The organism is Betaproteobacteria bacterium (assembly GCA_016713305.1).
Lineage (GTDB): Bacteria > Pseudomonadota > Gammaproteobacteria > Burkholderiales.
The window spans coordinates 533052-550533 of record JADJPK010000004.1 but is presented as its reverse complement, the minus strand read 5'-3'; the positions used below and the strand labels follow the sequence as shown (position 1 = coordinate 550533).

At 59.2% G+C, this 17482-nt stretch carries 16 protein-coding genes, 1 tRNA gene and 1 pseudogene; 7 read left to right on the top strand and 11 right to left on the bottom strand.

Features of this window, described 5'->3' with window-relative positions; all coding sequences use genetic code 11:
* Positions 1-5: 5 nt before the first annotated feature.
* A complete protein-coding gene (locus IPK20_03255) occupies positions 6-947 on the bottom strand; it encodes a 2-oxo acid dehydrogenase subunit E2 (GenBank protein MBK8015822.1) in 942 nt (313 codons plus the stop codon).
* 203 nt (positions 948-1150) lie between these two features.
* On the opposite strand from IPK20_03255, the gene prsT reads away from it, so the two are divergent.
* A complete protein-coding gene (prsT, locus tag IPK20_03250; GenBank protein MBK8015821.1) occupies positions 1151-3952 on the top strand; it encodes a PEP-CTERM system TPR-repeat protein PrsT in 2802 nt (933 codons plus the stop codon).
* A gap of 434 nt (positions 3953-4386) precedes the next feature.
* Positions 4387-5145, top strand: coding sequence for a PEP-CTERM sorting domain-containing protein (locus IPK20_03245; GenBank protein ID MBK8015820.1), 759 nt, complete (start codon positions 4387-4389; stop codon positions 5143-5145).
* Between the two features lie 128 nt (positions 5146-5273).
* On the opposite strand, the gene IPK20_03240 is transcribed toward IPK20_03245, so the two are convergent.
* The 8 genes and pseudogenes from IPK20_03240 to IPK20_03205 form a co-directional block, all read right to left on the bottom strand.
* Positions 5274-6290: a sulfurtransferase gene (locus IPK20_03240; GenBank protein ID MBK8015819.1), complete on the bottom strand. Its 1017-nt coding sequence runs from the start codon at positions 6288-6290 to the stop codon at positions 5274-5276.
* Positions 6291-6331: 41 nt separating this feature from the next.
* Positions 6332-7744: an apolipoprotein N-acyltransferase gene (lnt, locus tag IPK20_03235; protein ID MBK8015818.1), complete on the bottom strand. Its 1413-nt coding sequence runs from the start codon at positions 7742-7744 to the stop codon at positions 6332-6334.
* 117 nt (positions 7745-7861) lie between these two features.
* On the bottom strand, positions 7862-8695 hold the full coding sequence (locus tag IPK20_03230) for a CBS domain-containing protein (GenBank protein ID MBK8015817.1): 834 nt from the start codon (positions 8693-8695) through the stop codon (positions 7862-7864).
* Positions 8696-8733: 38 nt separating this feature from the next.
* The gene (gene ybeY / locus IPK20_03225) at positions 8734-9189 is read right to left on the bottom strand and encodes an rRNA maturation RNase YbeY (protein MBK8015816.1); all 456 of its coding nucleotides are present in this window, start codon (positions 9187-9189) and stop codon (positions 8734-8736) included.
* Positions 9189-10125, bottom strand: a pseudogene (locus IPK20_03220) (PhoH family protein). Before IPK20_03220 ends, ybeY begins: the two are co-directional and overlap by 1 nt.
* A gap of 24 nt (positions 10126-10149) precedes the next feature.
* On the bottom strand, positions 10150-11487 hold the full coding sequence (gene miaB, locus IPK20_03215) for a tRNA (N6-isopentenyl adenosine(37)-C2)-methylthiotransferase MiaB (GenBank protein ID MBK8015815.1): 1338 nt from the start codon (positions 11485-11487) through the stop codon (positions 10150-10152).
* A gap of 11 nt (positions 11488-11498) precedes the next feature.
* Positions 11499-11726, bottom strand: coding sequence for a hypothetical protein (locus IPK20_03210; protein MBK8015814.1), 228 nt, complete (start codon positions 11724-11726; stop codon positions 11499-11501).
* A gap of 166 nt (positions 11727-11892) precedes the next feature.
* Positions 11893-11968: transfer RNA gene (locus tag IPK20_03205), tRNA-Met, on the bottom strand.
* Positions 11969-12055: 87 nt separating this feature from the next.
* Here IPK20_03205 and IPK20_03200 point away from each other — a divergent pair.
* The 3 genes from IPK20_03200 (at position 12056) to IPK20_03190 (ending at position 14776) form a co-directional block, all read left to right on the top strand.
* Positions 12056-13222, top strand: coding sequence for a UbiH/UbiF family hydroxylase (locus tag IPK20_03200; protein MBK8015813.1), 1167 nt, complete (start codon positions 12056-12058; stop codon positions 13220-13222).
* 93 nt (positions 13223-13315) lie between these two features.
* The gene (locus tag IPK20_03195; GenBank protein MBK8015812.1) at positions 13316-14008 is read left to right on the top strand and encodes a DsbC family protein; all 693 of its coding nucleotides are present in this window, start codon (positions 13316-13318) and stop codon (positions 14006-14008) included.
* Positions 14009-14329: 321 nt separating this feature from the next.
* Complete coding sequence (locus IPK20_03190) at positions 14330-14776, top strand: energy transducer TonB (GenBank protein MBK8015811.1); 447 nt, start codon at positions 14330-14332, stop codon at positions 14774-14776.
* A gap of 98 nt (positions 14777-14874) precedes the next feature.
* Here the strand turns inward: IPK20_03190 and IPK20_03185 are convergent, their stop codons facing one another.
* Positions 14875-16038, bottom strand: a complete 1164-nt coding sequence (locus tag IPK20_03185; protein ID MBK8015810.1) for a murein transglycosylase A — start codon at positions 16036-16038, stop codon at positions 14875-14877.
* Positions 16039-16159: 121 nt separating this feature from the next.
* Here IPK20_03185 and IPK20_03180 point away from each other — a divergent pair, with 121 nt between their 5' ends.
* The gene (locus IPK20_03180) at positions 16160-16318 is read left to right on the top strand and encodes a hypothetical protein (GenBank protein ID MBK8015809.1); all 159 of its coding nucleotides are present in this window, start codon (positions 16160-16162) and stop codon (positions 16316-16318) included.
* Between the two features lie 30 nt (positions 16319-16348).
* On the opposite strand, the gene apaG is transcribed toward IPK20_03180, so the two are convergent.
* The gene (apaG, locus tag IPK20_03175; protein MBK8015808.1) at positions 16349-16732 is read right to left on the bottom strand and encodes a Co2+/Mg2+ efflux protein ApaG; all 384 of its coding nucleotides are present in this window, start codon (positions 16730-16732) and stop codon (positions 16349-16351) included.
* Between the two features lie 83 nt (positions 16733-16815).
* Here apaG and rpe point away from each other — a divergent pair, with 83 nt between their 5' ends.
* Complete coding sequence (gene rpe, locus IPK20_03170; GenBank protein ID MBK8015807.1) at positions 16816-17481, top strand: ribulose-phosphate 3-epimerase; 666 nt, start codon at positions 16816-16818, stop codon at positions 17479-17481.
* Position 17482 lies beyond the last annotated feature (1 nt).

Below are 17482 nucleotides of genomic sequence, written 5' to 3'. Positions count from 1 at the left end.
GAAAGTTAGCAAGCACTCCCCGGGTCAACGGTAGAAGTCTGGCAGTGGGGTAGCGTGGTCCTCTTGCCCATGGTAGGAAACGATAGAGTCACAAGTTCATCGACCAACTCCCGCTCGAGGGCTTCGCGGAATCTGTTCAGAAACTGTCCGGCATACCGGCCGTTGCAAACACGGTGGTCTACGGAACACGTTACCGTGCCCAAGCTCTTGATCGTGTCCCCATACGAGGATGATCTGCTGTTTGCGCCGCGATGGACATCTCCGATGGAGATTACTGGCCCACCAGAGATTCGTGCGAGATGGAACTCATCCAGAGCGGGTACGATCGTAAGAACCGGTATGCAGAATGTCATCGCGTTTGTCGTGGGGGACAGTCTTGCGGCCACCGCCACTGCCAAACCGAGCAGTTCCACAGGTACCCAGGACGGGATCCTCTTAAGAAAAGCGAAGGGACCGATTTCCCCGTTCCTGATTGCGTCGCCGCGAAGCCGCAAGTCGGTCGTCAGTTCTGTCAGGCTCTTTTCGTGGGCATTCTCGAACACTACGGGAACTGCGTATGCGTCGCTCAGGGCAGAATCGACGGGGACTGCGATCCGGACGATTTCTGGAATCCAATAGCTCCTGTTTCCCGGTACTTGCCGCATCAGCGGGTATGCGGAAAGAGAAATGCTTGCCGCCTTGATCAGGATGGCCGCCAAGGAGACATCTGCATCTGGCGGATTCAGTTCCGCTCTTGCCTTATGGACTGCACTGAAATCGACGGAAACTCGTGCAACGAAGTCGGCATCGCGGTTGACCCGACTTCCAATGGAGTTCATGTATCGATCGAATGGTGTCCGTGCGTACTTCTTCATCGAGATCGTCGCTCCCCATCCAAGTGTTGTCCAGAAACCACCCTGGTCGATGACGGCATCGGCCAGGCTTTGCAGTGACTCAGATGATTCCATTGCCACTACGCGTTCGACCGCGTGCGGGCGGATAGAATGAAGATCGTTCGTGGGCAGCGGTTATGGCGCTTGGGTACGGTTGCACAATTATTGCCTCATCCTACGGTTGCATGGATACCACAGTATCTTTCTTCCAACAAACTCGCGCTTTGTACAGATCCTCCAGGCCCGTAGCAGTATCGGTGAGGGAGGAGTCAAGGTCCGTGGTCAGGTTGTTTGCCGCTGGTCTTTGCAGTCTGCTTCTTCTCTGGGCACTTGGTGCATTTGCGAACAATGATCGCGCGGCCGGTTTCTACGAAGATGCCGTGAGACGGCTGGACCGCCGGGGCTTGGCGGGGGCGATCATCCAGCTGAAGAACGCGTTGCAGGACAATCCTTCCATGTTGGCGGCGCATGTTCTCATCGGCCGTGCTTTTCTGGAGAACTTCCAGCCCGAGGGAGCGGAGATCTCTTTCGAGCGTGCTATCAAGCTCGGCATTGACCGAACTGAAGTGGCCGTGCCGCTGGCACAAGCCCTCTTGATGCAAGGGAAGGCGAGGGAAGTATTGGAGCGTTTTGCACCTGAGGTGTTGATCGGTACCCAAAGGGCGCAGTTGATGGTTCTCCGCTCTCAGGCGCACAAGCAGTTGGGCGAACTCGGGATGGCGGCGACCGCGTTGGAGGAGGCGAGGGCGCAGGATCCGGGCTCCGTCCTCGCCCAGCTGGCCTTGGCTGATCTGCTGTCCGAAAAGGGTCAACAGAAAGACGCATTGGCGCTTGCGAGCAAGGCGCTCGAAGTGGCGCCTTCCGATCCTCGTGCCTGGTACGTCATTGGGTCGATTCATCATTTCAGCGGCGATGCACCCAAGGCGCTGCAGGCGTACGACAAAGCGTTGCAGCTGGCGCCCCGGTATGCGGATGCCCGGATCGCGAGAGTGACCCTGCTCATGTCCACCGGACGCCTGAGAGAGACAGCCGCGGACTGGGACTTCTTCAGGAAGGAGCATCCCGATGAACCACGAAGCAACTACCTACGCGCAGTTTATTCGGCCCGCATTGGAGACATCGCAGGTGCGAAAGAAGGTCTATCGAGAGCAGCGAAAGTCCTTGGCGCCATTCCGCTCGATGTGATGAAGCAGCGAGCGCCGGATGTTCTCGCGCTGACCGGCACCGTGTATTTTGGGCTCGAAGAGTACGAGAAAGCGCGCAAGTATCTGGAAAGCTACATCGCGATTGTCCCGAACGAGGTCCCAGGTCGCAGAATGCTCGGGGCTGTGTATATCCGACGGAACGATGCAGTTTCGGCCATCAAGGCGTTGGAACCGGCATACCGACTTGCACCCCGCGACCCGGGAGTATTGACCTTGTTGGGTGAAGCTTACCTGGCAAGGGGTCGTGGTCAGGCTGCGATGGAGCTGTTCCAAAAGGCGGCCGACATTCGGGGTGCGACACCCGCCTTGCAGACGACCCTGGCGTTGAGCATGCTGCAAGTGGGGCAGCCGGAATCCGCCATCGAGCAGCTTGGCTCGGTGTTGGGTCGGGATTCAGGGCAGCGCGGCGCGTCGGTGGTGCTGGCGTTGACGTACCTTCGTGCGGGGGAACCGCGCAAAGCCGTCGCGGCTATGGAGAAATCGGCGCTCAGACACCCCGAGGACCCCAATGTCCTCAACGTCCTGGGCGTTTCTCATATGGCCGCTCGAGACATCACAAAGGCCAGAGCCGCGTACGAGAAGGCACTCCAGTTGGCTCCGGCGTTTGAACCTGCAGCTCTCAACCTCGCCAAGCTGGAGGTTTACGAAGGCAAGCACGATAGCGCGCGAGCACGCCTGCGGACAGTCCTGCAATCCAATGGACGTTCAGTGCAGGCAATGCACGAGTTCGCAAAGCTGGAAGCCACAGCAGGCCGGGCGGCCGAGTCGCTTGCGTGGTACGAGAAACTGATCACGATGGACTCCCGCTATCTGCCTGGTTCGATCGGACTGGTTGAAGCGTATCGTGATCGGGGCGAGCACCAGAAGGCGTTGGATCTGGTCAGAAACCTCGGGAATGATTTTCCAGAGGACATGGACGTGCTTGCTGCGGAGGCATCAGTCCACCTGGCGATGTCCAACTTTCAGGCGGCCCAGACGGTTCTGGCCAGGATGGATAGATTGACGAAGGACCCTGTGCGCTATGTACAGGTGGCTTCGATGCAACTGCGCGCGGGCAATCCTGGGGGAGCGGCGTACAGTCTGGAAAAGGCCCTGTCGATCTATCCCGATCTCCTTCCCGCGCAGATTCTGCTCGTCGAGGCAGAGTCTGCGCGTGGTAATGCATCCGCCGCCGAGGCACGCGCTCGAGCTCTAACCAAGACGACTTCCGGCGGCGCGGCCGGGTACCGGCTGCTTGGAGACATCCAGTTTCGGCAGGGAAGATTTGCCGATGCGCTTGCGAGCTACCGCTCTGCCCTGACGAAGGAACGTACTACAGAGAACGCACTACGGAACGTTGCTGCAATGCTCAAGATGGGCAGCGGCCCGAAGGCCGTCGAGTTTCTCGATGCGTGGATCGCTGAGCATCCCCACGACCTGGTGGCCAGGCGCGGTTTGGGCGACTTGCATCTTCGTCTAGGAAATATCGCCACAGCGCAGGGTACATACGAAGCCTTGCTTGCCGTCAACGCTCGCGACGTGGCGTCACTCAATGGCCTGTCGAACGCGTTCATGCGTAGGGGAGAGTACGCGAAGGCGGTGCAAACGGCGGAAAAGGCGGCGAAGGTAGCCCCCGAAGATCCCATTGTTCTGGACACCCTGGGATGGGCGCTCGCGAAGTCCGGAGCAACTGACGCAGCTCTGTCCCGTCTTCGGGACGCCCGTTTGAGGAATCCCCGCCTCGAAGAGATCCGGTACCACCTGGCTGCTGTTCTGGCGAAACTTGGGCGGGACAATGAGGCAGTCGATGAAATCGGGAGCGCGATCGGTCCGAACGCAGACTATCCGGAAATCGAAGACGCCAGAATGCTGGCACGCAGACTTGGCTTGAGGTAGAGACTTGCTGTCGGCTTGATTGACACCGAGGAGCCAGCGAGCAAAGTATTCTAAATAAAGTAATGATTTATATAAAAAAAACTATCGGCTCGCAAATTGCTTGAATCGTGACATCGGAAACGGACTCCCAGTCCACATTCCCTCAGAGAGGAAGCCCAACAATGTCGCAGATTCTTTCCCGAGGCGGCCTACTGTTCGTGGGGATGCTTCTATCCCTTGGGGCGCAGGCCGCGACTACGTGGACTTTTGATATCCCACCCCCAGGCAGTGCCCCTTGCACTGCGAGCAGCACCACTTCCGTAACCTGCACGCCAAACGCAGGTACTACGGACGTTACGGCCAGCGCAATTGCAAATACCAAACGAGCAAGTCCCGTTTCGAGTTCCACCACATCTAACGGCGACACCTCGACATACACGATCGAAAGCGCCTATGTGACGGTGTATTCAGGGGGGGTGGGCGTTACCAATCAAGGGAAGTCATCAACGGCAGCGAATCAATCGAACGCTGTCGATGGCGGAGAGGGATCAGAGCCCGAACATGCGATAGATAACAACGGCACCAACAGCAATTCCACCTCTGCGAGTTCTTCGCAAAGAACGTCGAATGCCAACAAGGCCATCTATGACATGGTTCTCTTGGTTTTCGATGAAGCGGTGAAACTGACGGGTGTCAAGATTGGCTGGCCTACCTCGTTGAACGGTACTACTCGTGATTCCGATATCACATTGCTGGCTTATAACGGGACGCTTCAAGCCGGAAGCAGCATATCTTCGACGCTCTTGGGAAAAACTTACTCCGCCATCGACACTGCGGATAGCGGTGGAAATGGTTGGACTCACGTTGAACACATTTCCGATCTGGCGAGTGGCGTATTCAATTCGACCGCAGGGGATTTCTATTCCCGGTATTGGCTGGTCGGCACTTTCAATCCCGTCATAAACACGACAAGCGTGCTGAACAACAAGAGCTTCAACGGCATGTGCAAGGACGCCACGACTGGCGTGACGGAAGCCTGCGATGTTGGAAACGACTATCTGAAGCTGCTCGCCGTGCAAGGTGACGTTTATTCCCCGCCCCCCGGTCCTCCTGGGTCGGTGCCGGAGCCAGGCACGATCTCACTGTTGGCGGCCGCATGCCTTGGCGTATTCGGGGCTCGCCGTCAAATGGCCCGCAGGACGACTACCGGGTAACGGCCGTTTCTTGGTGGTACGCGAAGACGCGCGCCGTAGGCGCGCGTTCTTGTTTTCAAGGCGTAACCACGGGGACCGCTGTCGCTGACTCGCGATCAGTTTCGGACGCAGTGAGATACTTCCAAAGCTCATTTCTTGTGGCTGGTCTTCAGTTCGGAGATCTGCGACTCCAAGTCCTCGATTCTTGACTGAAGCGCATTGAGCAGGTTGTTCACCCGCGCGACGTTGAAGTAGGACACGCTCTCGGCCGGGGCGTCCAATGTATTGCCGTATCCCAACCAGGAAGAATCGTAAACCTTCACATTGGCGAATCCTAGAGACTGCAACACGGCGGCGGTATTTGATGCACGAACTCCGCTCTGACAATAGACGATCGTCTCCTTCTCCGGATCCAGTCCTGCGTACAGGTCCTTCAGCTGCTCTATCGGCTTGAGATTCATGCCGTCCTTGTTCGCGACCTGTTTCCGAGCCAGCTTCCGCGGCGTCTCTGGATCGACCCAGTTCGTTTCGTAGGGAATGTTGATCGCCCCCGGAATATGTCCTCCTCGAAGCGCCCGAATGTCGTCACCACTGAACTCCCGAGATGTTCTCGCATCCACGATTTGCACGTCCGGACGCCCTACGCGTTGAACGACTTGCGCGGTAGAGAAAAGGAGATCGTCGCGCGGATTGAGACTGAGGGATACTGTTTCAAGCTTGGCGGCTTCAGTGGACAATGACTTGCCTGCCGCCTTCCAGTCGTCGAGCCCTCCGTGATAGACACTTACATTCGTGCCACCGAGCCACTGCAAGGTGATCATGCCGAAATATGCAGACACAGCGGCTTTCGGGCCGTAGAGAATGATTTCTCTGCGGGGGTCAATTCCGTTCTCGGCAAGCAACCGTTCCAGCTGACTCACCGGAAGATAGTCTTCGCTCTTTGGCTCCCGGAACTGGGCCAAGATGTCATCGATGTTGATTGCGCCAGGTATGTGTCCACGGCGGTAGTCTTCCTCGGCACGGACATCCCATATGATCGCGCCTCTTTCCAGAGCTTGTTCCACTTCTGAGGTGCCGACGATGCCGGGCTGCTTCGCGGCAGCACCCGCAGAAACTGTCAGCAATACCGCTGCGAAAGCAATAGAATGTACAAGATTCGAGATCATCCCAGTCTCCGCTTGATGAATCGATGCTCTAGTTTGCCACGTCACCAGGATCGACTCTGCTCCCGTTCTCGGCGCCGTCTCCCGTGCCTTTCATGGATCAGCCAGACCATGACAATAAAGGATGAACCAAGAATGATCGGCCAGTTCGAGAGGCGCACATACGGTGTGACTCCGCTTCGCCCTTGGACCGGGAGCGAAAGAACACCCTTCTGAAACTGAGGGAGCGCGTCCAGCACGAATCCCTTGGCGTCAATCGCCGCCGTCACACCGGTGTTCGTCGCGCGCAGCATCCAGCGACCCGTTTCCAGGGCGCGCGCTTGAGAGATCTGAAGATGCTGATCGGCCGCCCACGAATGTCCGTACCACGCATCATTGGTCACGTTTGCCAGTGCATTCGCTCGCGGTAGTTGCCGAATGATCTCTTCACCGAATACGTCTTCGTAGCAGATGTTGACGGCGACTCTCAGTCCCGCAACGAGGAGAGGCTGCTGGTGCGATGCCCCTCGGGTTTGATCCGACAAGGGAATGTGAAGCCAATCGTGAATCACAGGCCCCAACACCGACTTAAGCGGGACGAACTCGCCGAACGGCACCAAGTGATGCTTCCGGTACGTCTGTCGGGGAGACGTGCCCAGGCTGATCACGGAATTGAAATACCGGTCGCTGCCTTGGGGATCGTTCTCGAAAACGCCGGTAACAAGATCTCCGCCACGGGATGTGACATGCCTGCGCAGGCGCTCCACGTATTCACCTGGAATCTCGTGAACGAAGAGAGGAAGCGCCGTCTCGGGTAATACAACGAGTTTCGCATCAGTCTGTTCGACGGCCTGCGCATACTCCACGAGGGTTCGTATCAGAACATCATCGCGGAACTTGATGTCCTGGTGAATGTTTCCCTGGACCAAGGCCACTCGCACAGGCTGGCCATCAACCGCCGTCCAGGGAATCGCGCCTACCAAGGGGCCGGTTCCAGCGACTAAGACCACTGCCACGAGAGAACTGACTCTTCCGGGCCCCTTCAGAATGCGCGGAAGAGATGCGCCAACAAACGTCGTGGCAAACGTAGCACCATAGACTCCCAGCAAGGGGACGAACCCTGCGAGCGGACTATGGGGAATTTGTGAGTACCCCAAGGCGAGCCAGGGGAAGCCAGTGAACAGCCATCCTCTCAACCACTCACTCAACGTCCAGCCGGACGCGAAGACCAGAGGCCAGACAGCGCCACCGAAGTGTGCTCCGATCCAACAGCCTAGAGCCGGGAAGACGGAGAGGTACCCGGCAAAAAGAAGCAAAGCCCCGGTAGCGAGGATCCATGGCATTCCGCCGTAGTCGTGCAGCGCAATGTAGATCCAACATATGCCTGCACCGAAATACCCGAGGCCAAAACTGAATCCAAGCCAGAACGCATCGGACCGCCTTGGTGCCCGTTCAAGGAGCTGCGCCAGGAAAGCAATGACCGCAACGGCGAGGGGGAACCACCCGACTGGCGCAAAGCCGAGGACGGCAACCGATCCGCCTCAGGAACGCGGCGAGGCGGCCGCGCCACTGACTCCGTTGACCGACCTCGGACGTCATTCCCCGCCGGGCAGCCGATCCACCAGCAGCGAATGGACACGGCGGCTGTCGGCGCGCAGCACTCTGAAGCGCAACCCTGCCAAGGTGATCTCTTCGCCCCGCTTCGGCACGCGTTCGAATTCGTTCACGACAAGGCCGCCGATAGTGTCGAAGTCCTCGTCGCTGAACTCGGTCCCGAACGCGGTGTTGAAATCACCTATTTCGGTGACCGCCTTGACGCGGAACTTGCCTCCGGCCTGAGAGACGATGTTGTCTTCAGTCTCGTCGAAATCGTATTCGTCTTCGATATCTCCGACGATCTGCTCCAGTACATCCTCTATGGTGAGCAATCCGGAGACGCCGCCATACTCGTCCACGACTATCGCGATGTGGTTGCGTGTCGATCGGAATTCCTTCAACAGCACGTTGAGCCGCTTGGACTCCGGAATGAAGATTGCGGGACGCAACATCTCACGCACATTGAACTCTTCGCCAGCGTAGTAACGGAGCAGGTCCTTGGCCAGAAGAATGCCGATGATCTTGTCTTTCGATCCGTCTATCACCGGGAAGCGCGAGTGCGCGGTTTCTATCACCTTTGGGACGAAAGCGTCTGGAGTCTCGCTTATGTCGATGACGTCCATCTGTGCCCGCGGAACCATGATGTCGCGTGCTTGGAGTTCGGACATCTGCAGCGCCCCCTCCACCATGGACAGGGCATCTGCATCAAGGATGTGTCTTTCGAACGCTGAATGGAGCAGCGAAATGAGCTGATCGCGGTCCTCGGGTTCACGCATCAGAAGCGCGCCGAGTCGCTCCAATAGGGAAGGCTTTTCCGGAGGGTTGCTTTCCATTGACGTGCGGGTCGCCAGGGGCGCACCCACTGCGGCATTCAAGCCGCTATGCGATATGGGTCAGGATACCCGAGTTCGCGAAGAATTTGTGTTTCACGGCTTTCCATGATCTCTGCATCCTCCGGGTTCTCGTGGTCGTAACCTTGAAGGTGCAGCATCCCGTGAATGACGAGGTGCGCCCAATGGGCCTCTGGGTGCTTGCCCTGCTCCCGGGCTTCGCGCTTGACGACCGTGGCACATAGCGCAATGTCGCCGTCGGTCAGCGGTTGGTCGGTGTACACGAAAGTGAGTACGTTGGTGGCGTATGAGCGCCCTCTGAATTGCTGATTCAGAGCCAGCGCTTCGGGGCGACCGACGATCCGAATGGTGACGCGGCAGTCCTGCTCGGCTGCGGCTCTTGCCCATGAGAGGACGATGTCCTGGGGAGGGACGCCCGTGCACCGGGTGGCCACTTGGAACTCCACCTGCACGTTCTTCTGCCGCTTGCTGCCCACTAGCCAGCGTCGCTCTTCCCGTTGAACGACTCGTACGCATTCACGATCCTTTGTACGAGCGGATGCCTCACGACATCATGGGATGTGAATCTTGTGAATGCGATGCCTCGGACCTGGGCCAGGACCTCCTGAGCCTCCTTAAGGCCGCTCTTCTTGACCTTTCGGAAGGTCGATCTGCGTGATGTCCCCGGTCAGAACGGCTTTTGATCCAAAGCCGATGCGTGTCAGGAACATCTTCATCTGTTCCGGCGTGGTGTTCTGGGCTTCATCGAGAATCACGAACGAGTGATTCAATGTGCGTCCGCGCATGAAAGCCAGAGGCGCAATTTCGATGGCCCCCCGTTCAAACTGTTTGCCGACCTTTTCGAATCCCATCAGATCATAGAGCGCGTCATACAAGGGGCGCAGGTACGGGTCCACCTTCTGAGTCAGGTCTCCCGGAAGGAATCCTAGTCGCTCCCCCGCCTCGACGGCAGGACGAACAAGGACGATTCGCTTCACCGCCTCCCGTTCCAGAGCGTCCACCGCGCAGGCCACCGCGAGATACGTCTTGCCCGTACCGGCAGGGCCTATGCCAAAGGTGATGTCGTGCGCGAGCACAGCGCGCAGGTATTCGGATTGTGTGGGGGTACGGCCGTGGAGATCGCGACGTTTGGTCGTAAGGACGGGCTCGTCCTGCTGGACTGGTTCGCCACGGCCGAACTCAATGAGTCCCAGTTGAACGTCTTCTACGGAGAGGTCGGCATCGGCGCGATCGTAGAAGCGCCTGAGCACATCTGCAGCCAGCTGTGTCTGCATCGAATCGCCAGAGATCCGGAAAACATCGCCTCGACGAGCAATGTTCACATCCAGCGCGTTCTCGATCTGCCGCACATTCTCGTCCAGCACACCACACAGTCGGGCGCGCCGATCGTTGTCCACTGGATCGAAGCTGATTTCGAGCGAGTCTCTGTCTGAACCTCAGTCGTCCCCCGACAACGGGAGTCGACCACGCAGCGAGTGCGGAAGGGCTCCAGTGATATCGAGGTCCACGAATGCGCCGACGAGACGTGCATTTCCGGCGAAGTTGACGATCCGGTTGTTCTCCGTCCGACCCGCAAGTTCACTGGGATCCTTTCTGGAAGGCCCTTCCACCAGAACGCGCTGGCGAGTTCCCACCATCGACCGGCTGATCGATTGTGCGTGTTCCTCCAGCTTGGCCTGAAGGACTTGCAGCCACTGGAGCTTGTCGTCTCTTGGCACCGGATCGGGAAGCGAGGAGGCGGGCGTACCGGGGCGAGCACTGTAGACAAAACTGAAACTCGCATCGAATCCAACGTCCTCCACGAGCTGAAGCGTCTGTTCGAAGTCGGAGCGGGACTCCCCGGGAAAACCTACGATGAAATCGGACGAAATGCAGATGTCCGGTCTGGCAGATCTCAGGCGTCGGATCACAGACTTGTATTCAAGAGCCGTGTACCCTCTTTTCATGGCCATGAGCACTCGATCCGACCCCGACTGCACGGGAAGATGGACATGCGACACCAGTTTCGGTAGTCGCGCGTATACGTCGATCAAGCGTTGCGTGAATTCCTTCGGGTGCGATGTGGTGTACCGGATGCGCTCTATCCCCGGAATCTCCGACACGTACTCGAGCAACAGGGCGAAGTCCGCAGACTCGCCATCAGACATTGTCCCCCGATAAGCGTTCACATTCTGTCCCAGGAGCGTGACTTCCTTCACACCCTGATCGGCGAGGTCCGCGATTTCGGTCAGGATGTCGTCAAAGCGGCGAGAACTTTCTTCTCCACGGGTGTACGGCACCACACAGAAGCTGCAGTACTTGCTGCAGCCTTCCATGATGGAAACGAATGCCTGGGCTCCCTCAACCTTGGGTGGGGGCAGGTGATCGAACTTCTCGATCTCAGGAAACGACACATCGACCTGCGGGCGGCCCGAGTTGCGTCGAGCGTTCAACATCTGCGGAATGCGGTGAAGTGTCTGTGGGCCAAAGATCAGATCAACAAACGGAGCTCGCGCAACGATGCCGGCCCCTTCCTGGCTGGCAACACATCCGCCCACGCCGATCAATACTTCCGGTCGTGCTGTCTTGAATTGCCGGACTCGTCCCAAGTCGGTAAAGACCTTCTCCTGCGCTTTTTCCCTGACCGAGCAGGTATTGAACAGAATCAGATCAGCCTCGGAAGGATCGTCAGTCTTCTCGAATCCGCCGTTTGCCCGAAGAACGTCGAACATCTTGTCCGAGTCGTACTCGTTCATCTGACAGCCGAACGTCTTGATATAGACCTTTTGTGTCATCGATCGCAGGGTCAGCGAGCCGTGTCTCGAGCTTCGAAGACCGCAATCTCCGACGGCGTCAGAAGCCATATGCCGAGAACCTGTCCGAGTTGATCCAGCGTGAAAGCGATCTTGCCTGAACGCGGCGCCGAGACGGGAACCAGGATGCGATTGTCTCGGTCGCGGAACCGGGACCCCGGCGCCAGCCGGAAAGTCTTGCCGCTGATCTTGATGAACGGAGGGGCCAGATCTTCCAACATGCCGAATGCTGCGTTCTGGGGCAGAACGCGGAATGCCCGGGCGGGACTGGCGCAGAGCGGAGCCAGCAGCGCCCCGGCTGTCGTGAGGAGCCATCGGCGACGCATGGAGGCAGACTTCTCGGGAATCTGGACCATACGCGCCAGCGTGAACTCTTCGAGGGAAGGATGGTGGCGAATCAGGGATTTGAACCCCGGACCAACGGATTATGATTCCGCTGCTCTAACCACTGAGCTAATTCGCCACGTGTCTCGCGACAGGGGCGCAAAATTTACTGACCGGATACGATATTGTCAACCTACGCAAGCTGGCTGTTCGCCACGGGCACGACGTGACCGTGCGGGATGTAGCGATCATCGGTTCAGGTTTGGTCGGCGCCACGGCCGCACTTGCACTTTCACGCGGGGGGCTGGACGTCGCTCTCGTGGGAGCCGACCTATCTGCGGCCGGTGAAAGACCGCCTGAATCCTGGGACCCGCGCATCTACGCGATCAGTCCGGGCAGCAGGAGCCTCCTGGAACGGGTGGAGGTGTGGTCGAGTCTGCCGGTCGACCGGATCCAGCCGGTGCGTTCGATGCGCATCCAAGGCGACGCAGGAGGTGTTCTCGGCTTCGAGGCCATGGATTCCGGGGTCGAAGCTCTTGCGTACATCCTCGAGTCCCGACTTCTGTCCGAGGCGCTCCACCGGAAGGCGCGGTCGTCAGGAATCGAACTGAAGATCCCGGCCCGGCCGGTTGCCATGGAGCAGGCCGCGGACCACATGCGGGTCGACCTGGACAACGGCGCGGCGATCACCGCGAGGCTGGTAGTGGGAGCGGACGGCGCTCGGTCATGGGTTCGTCGATGGAGCGGCATTCCTTGCGACGTTCGAATCTATCCTCAGACTGCCGTCGTGGCCAACTTCGAGTCAGAGTTGTCTCATGGTGGTGTCGCCAGACAGTGGTTCAGGGAAGACGGCATCCTGGCGTTGCTCCCGCTTCCTGGAAGGCGGGTTTCCATGGTGTGGTCGGCTGCTGAGGGCAAGGCCAAGGAGCTGCTTGATTTGCACCCTCAGGCTTTGTCAGCCGCCGTGAGCCAAGCTTTCCAGGGCGTTGCCGGGGAACTGACGTCCATTACAGCCGCGGCGAGTTTTCCGTTGCGTCGTCTGAACTGCGCTCGCTACATCGCGCCTCGACTGGTACTGATCGGGGATGCTGCCCATAATATCCACCCGCTTGCCGGCCAGGGACTCAATCTGGGTTTGCGAGATGTCCAATCGCTGGCGGACCTTCTGACCAACCGTGGCGCGGACAGGGATTGCGGCAGCCTTTCGCTGCTTCGCCGATATCAACGAACGAGAAGGGAGGACGTCTCAGGCATGATCGCAGTCACGGACGGTCTCCAGAGGTTGTTTTCCAGCCGGTCGCCGGGAGTGCCGACACTACGAAATCTGGGCTTGAGCCTGACGGGCCGTGTGCCGATGATTCGAAGGGCGCTTGCGCAACATGCACTGGCTTGAGCTGTCCAACCGCCGTACCCATTCTCCATCCAGACAATAACGGAGCTCACGAGCATGACCGTTTCGACATTCGCGCGCGCCTTGCCCCTGCTTATGCTTGCTTCGGCTCTATGTCATGCCGACGAGGCTTCCGTCAGAAAGGCGTTCTCCGCCCGGTTCCCGAAGTCTTCCGTGGAAAGCGTCACGCGGTTGCCCGACTTGAACCTCTACGAGATCGTCATTGCCCGAGGCGACGAACCGATCATCGTCTACACGGACGAGGAATTTCGTTTCATGTTCCAGGGCAGTCTCGTCGAAACCAAGACGATGACTGATATCACGGAGAAAACCCGGAATCGTCTGACTGCCATCGATTTCGAAAGCCTTCCACTCGACCGAGCGATCAAGAAGGTCAAGGGCAATGGGGCACGCAAGATTGCCGTCTTTTCCGATCCTGACTGCCCGTTCTGCAAACGTGTCGAGCAGGAGTTCGAGAAGTTGAACGATGTGACCATCTACATCTTCCTCTATCCTCTCGAGCAATTGCATCCCAAGGCTCCGGAACGCGCGCGCGCAATCTGGTGTTCGCCCAACCGGCTCAAGGCTTGGGACGATTACATGCTCCGGGGTACTTCGCCGACTGCCAAGGGAGACTGCAACAATCCTGTCGGTGAGCTTGCCGAACTGGGCCGCAAGAAAGGCATCAACGGAACGCCTACGCTTGTATTCTCCGACGGGACACGAATCGCTGCGGCGCTCAATGTGAGCCAGTTGGAAGCGCAGTTGGCGAATTCGGCCGGGAAGTGACCTCCGGATCTGTCCGGTCGGATGCCGGTACGGAGTGACGATTCGCCAACGTTCGTGAGCCTCGGGCCTGGTTCTCGTCTTGGGCTGGCGATCCTCTTCTCTGCAGGAGCCCATCTGGCGGTGTTCTTCGAGGCGCCAGTTTCTGCGCCCCATCGGCGATCTGCGCCGAGCTCGTACTTGGCGGTCGTCATTGCTCGAGACCCGGCCACGCGGGTGTCGGTCCCCGGGACAAGCGAACAAAAGGCAGTTGGCTTTGCGGATGGGTCGAGCGGCACGGACACGCTTGCACCTGGCGGGCCTGCATCCAAGGAAGCGGTTTCAGTGCCGGAACAGCCTCCTGTGCCGATCGACGTGCCTGCGGAGTCCGGTGCCGAGGCCGCGGAGGTCTCGGCTGCGGTTAGCGAGAGCGAACCGGTTTCCCGCACAATCGAGGTGCCCCACATAGAGGATCCGGAGTTCTTGCCGGCCCGGCTTCTGGATGTTGTTCCCCGCCCGATCGCCGAAGTTGATCTACGGTATCCGGAACAGGCCGCGGGGATGAACGTGAGTGGCATCGTCACGCTACTTCTCTACATCGATGAACTGGGCGTTGTGACGGACGTCACGGTCCTGGCCGCGGAGCCTCCGGGTTATTTCGAAGAGGCCGCCGTGGAAAGCTTCAAAGGCGCATTGTTCGCTCCCGGCCAGAGAAACGGCCGTCCCGTCAAGAGTCGGATTCCCGTCGAAGTCACGTTCGAAGCCAAGACCGACTCGACCAAATCGCCCTAGACGGTCGAGTCACGAGCGAGAAGGAATATCCGTCGTCTGCTTCACGAGCATGTCCGGGTGGGCGAATTGGGTCTAGGCAGGTCCAGTTCTAGTCTTCCTCATGGCACATCCGCGCGCGGCAGCAGTACCCACATCTCCAAAGGCTCGCGCATTCTGCCTGCGATTTCTTCCGCCTCCGGCCCGAAACCCCAGAACAGGTCGGCGCGGACGGCGCCTTTGATCGCCCCTCCGGTATCTTGGGCGACTGTGAGACGTCGAAGAGGCTTGCCGGAGCCGGGCATCGTGGAGGCGATGAACACCGGCGCGCCCAACGCCACTGCCGATGGATCTACTGCGATGCTTCTCCCCCCGGTCAGTGGAATACCCATCGAACCCGGAGGACCCTCCAGGCTGGGCGGAAGTTCGCGGAAGAATACGTAGGAAGGATTTTCGGCCAGCAGGGAGGCAAGGCGATCCGGGTGGCGTCTGCCCCACGCCTTGATGGCCTGCATGGATGCCTGGTCCGCGGTAAGTTCGCCTCGCTCAACAAGCAACCGCCCGATCGACCGGTAAGGATGCCCGTTCTGGTCTGCATAGCCGAGCCGCACCACATCGCCGTTCTCGGTCTGCACTCTTCCTGACCCCTGGACATGAAGAAAGAAGAGATCCACGGGATCGTCTACCCAGACGATTTCCTTGCCGGTCAACGGAGCTGCGCCTTCGTCGATCTCCGCTCTTGACCAGTATGGAAGGATTTTCCTGCCGACAACCCGTCCTCTCAGGCGCATCTTCCTGGTTTCCGGGGCGACAGAGGACAGATCCACCGATACGAGATCGTCCGGGGTAGAGTAGACGGGTACCTGGAAGGGCCCGGAAGGTGTACGGCTCCCGCGCAGCAACGGTTCGTAATATCCGGTCAGGAGGCCCTGCGCCTTGCCGTCAGGGCTCGTAACCCGGTGCGGGACAAGAGTGCGTTCGAGGAACTGCCGGGCCGACTCGGAACTCTCAACCTGGGATCTTGCGGCGGCCGTGCAAGCGGGTCGCCAAGATTCGCCTGTCGTGATTGCCGGGCAACTGCGCAGGAACGCGCGAAAGGCGGGGAGATGATCGTCCTCCCCCCAGCCAGGTACATCTGCATAGGTAACCGGAATCAGCTTTACGATCGGCACGGCGCCACCGGACTCCGCCTTCACGATCGCTGGAGCTGCCGCCTGCGGGCCGGGAGCTTGGCGGATCGTGGGCCGCTCCATCCGTGGTGTCGTGCACCCGGTACCGAGTGCCATCAGGAACCCGGCGAAAACTCCGAATCGCAGGCGTTCGAGAAACTTTGCACATCGTGCCGCACGATCAAGGCTCATGAGGTGCCCGTGCCCTTCCGGGGCCGGGGCCTTCGGGAGAAGAAGCATGGGATGGCTATTGCTGGAGGCGGGACTCGCTCTGTTCATCGGCCTGTTCATCGTGTGGTGGACATGGCCACGCACGGCAGCAAGGGGCGGCAATTCCGATCACGCAGTGAAGGAGGGTGTGACTGACGTCAAGCAGTCCAGTCGCCCGAACGGCTGACGCCCATCTTCTCTTCGGGGTGTTCAATCCTCAATGGAGGACCCGTGGCATGGACAGGATGAACTCGGGAATGACAGCGTCGAAGACATGCCCGTCGACCGCCTCCATCCGGTAGCTGCCGCGCATCGTTCCCACGGGGGTGAGGATCGCGGCTCCACTGGTGTATTCGAATTGCTGGGAAGGCTCGATCGTAGGTTGTTCTCCGACGACACCCGCTCCCCTCACCTCGTGCACGTGATTGTTGGCATCGGTAATGATCCAGTGCCGGCTGACGAGCTTGGCGGCGACGGTCCCGGTGTTTCGGATGGTGATGGTGTAGGCGAAGACGTACCGGCCTTGTGCCTCGTCCGACTGTTCGGGCACGAACTCGGTGCGCGTGGTGATGGCGATCTCGTAACGCTTGGGGCTCTCCATGCGCATATTCTGCCCGTCGCAAGGCGAAAGCCGCAATTGTGTCCTCCACCGTTAGAATTCGGGCTTTTCGAACACTTCCCGCCATGTACCGAATTGCACCCAGTATCCTTTCTGCCGACTTCGCCCGGCTAGGCGATGAAGTTCGAAACGTGATCGCGGCGGGTGCCGACCTCATTCACTTCGACGTGATGGACAATCACTACGTCCCGAATCTGACCATCGGGCCGCTTGTCTGCGAGGCGATCCGGCCGCATGCGACGGTCCCGATCGATGTGCATCTGATGGTGAAACCGGTAGACGAACTCGTCCCGGCCTTCGCGAAGGCCGGCGCGAACATCATCTCCTTTCACCCGGAGGCGTCGGAACATGTCGATCGCACATTGACGTTGATCCGCGACCATGGCTGCCGCGCCGGGCTCGTCTTCAATCCCGCGACACCGCTTCACTATCTGGACCACGTGATGGATCGGCTCGATCTGATTCTGATCATGTCGGTCAATCCCGGATTCGGGGGGCAGAGTTTCATCGAATCCGCACTGGAGAAATTGCGCCAGACCAGGAAGCGGATCGACGCGACTGGCCGAGACATCTGGCTCGAGGTGGATGGCGGCGTCAAGACCGACAATATCCGCCGGATCGCCGCCGCAGGTGCCGATACGTTCGTCGCAGGATCGGCGATTTTCAAGAGTGCCGACTACCGGTCGACCGTCGAGCAGATGAGATCCGAACTCGCCGCCGCCCGGGCTTGAA

Coding starts and splice junctions, on each gene's coding strand:
- IPK20_03180 (MBK8015809.1), top strand. CDS start 16,160: ATGGGATGGCTATTGCTGGAGGCGGGACTCGCTCTGTTCATCGGCCTG.
- IPK20_03230 (MBK8015817.1), bottom strand. CDS start 8,695: ATGGAAAGCAACCCTCCGGAAAAGCCTTCCCTATTGGAGCGACTCGGC.
- IPK20_03185 (MBK8015810.1), bottom strand. CDS start 16,038: ATGGCACTCGGTACCGGGTGCACGACACCACGGATGGAGCGGCCCACG.
- miaB (MBK8015815.1), bottom strand. CDS start 11,487: ATGACACAAAAGGTCTATATCAAGACGTTCGGCTGTCAGATGAACGAG.
- apaG (MBK8015808.1), bottom strand. CDS start 16,732: ATGGAGAGCCCCAAGCGTTACGAGATCGCCATCACCACGCGCACCGAG.
- IPK20_03195 (MBK8015812.1), top strand. CDS start 13,316: ATGCTTGCTTCGGCTCTATGTCATGCCGACGAGGCTTCCGTCAGAAAG.
- rpe (MBK8015807.1), top strand. CDS start 16,816: ATGTACCGAATTGCACCCAGTATCCTTTCTGCCGACTTCGCCCGGCTA.
- IPK20_03240 (MBK8015819.1), bottom strand. CDS start 6,290: ATGATCTCGAATCTTGTACATTCTATTGCTTTCGCAGCGGTATTGCTG.
- IPK20_03210 (MBK8015814.1), bottom strand. CDS start 11,726: ATGTTGGAAGATCTGGCCCCTCCGTTCATCAAGATCAGCGGCAAGACT.
- IPK20_03255 (MBK8015822.1), bottom strand. CDS start 947: ATGGAATCATCTGAGTCACTGCAAAGCCTGGCCGATGCCGTCATCGAC.